The sequence below is a fragment of the Sphingobium chlorophenolicum genome (assembly GCF_000722875.1).
Taxonomy (GTDB): domain Bacteria; phylum Pseudomonadota; class Alphaproteobacteria; order Sphingomonadales; family Sphingomonadaceae; genus Sphingobium; species Sphingobium chlorophenolicum.
The window spans coordinates 1-904 of record NZ_JFHR01000068.1 but is presented as its reverse complement, the minus strand read 5'-3'; the positions used below and the strand labels follow the sequence as shown (position 1 = coordinate 904).

Here is a 904-nt window from a genome sequence, read left to right as displayed (position 1 = left end):
CATGAATAGGAAGATCATCCAGAGAAGTTTGCTAAGGCGTGTGGACATTTAAGGGATTCCTTTTTCCGCGCGGATCGGATTCAAGACTGGCGAAGGGAGCGCCATCTTGGATCGACACGGATTAAGCGACGAGCAGTGGGAGCGGGTTCGCCCCGTGCTTCCCGGTAAAGTTGGGGACCGAGGCCGTTCGGCTGCGGACAATCGTAGATTTCTCGAAGCGGTTTTGTGGGTTGCTGGGACCGGAGCGCCATGGAGAGATTTGCCGGAGAGCTTCGGCAACTGGAACTCCTGTTTCCGTCGTTTTCGTCGGTGGGCGGTGAAAGGGGTCTTCGACCTTCTGTTTGAGCAATTATCGGGCGACCGTGATTTTGAATACGCCATGATCGACGGCACGATCGTCCGGGTCCACCAGCAGGGCACCGGCGCAAGGGGGGGACTCACCGTCAGGCGATCGGACGGTCGCGCGGCGGTCTAACCACGAAGATCGTGGCGCTGGTAGATGCGCTGGGAAACTTGGCCCGTTTCGTTCTGCTTCCGGGCCAAAGCCACGACCTCGTCGGGGTGAAACCGCTGATCCAGGACGTCGAATTCGATATGTTCCTCGGCGACAAGGCGTTCGACGCTGATTGGTTGCGTACCGAACTGAACGAAAGGGGCGCTGTAGTGGTGATCCCTCCCAAATCGAACCGGAAGCAAAAAATCGACTGCGACTTCCATGCCTATCGCTGGAGGCACCTCGTCGAGAACTTCTTCTGTAGCCTCAAAACATTCCGGCGCATCGCTACCCGATACGAGAAAACTGATCAGAGCTACCGCGCCATGATCAACCTTGCGGCCCTGAAGATCGCTATGCGCTAAATGTCCACACGCCTTAGTCTCTACGGCCTTGCCGGCAGCGTTGACT

Annotated in this window: 1 protein-coding gene; it reads left to right on the top strand. The window is 57.3% G+C overall.

The annotated features are described in order from the left end of the window. Positions 1-106: 106 nt before the first annotated feature. Positions 107-858, top strand: a protein-coding gene (locus tag BV95_RS23305; protein WP_156028722.1) for an IS5 family transposase whose coding sequence is annotated in 2 segments (ribosomal slippage) — positions 107-428 and positions 428-858 — 753 coding nt in all. Because the reading frame shifts where the segments join, the coding sequence is not laid out codon by codon here. The last annotated feature ends 46 nt before the right edge of the window (positions 859-904 follow it).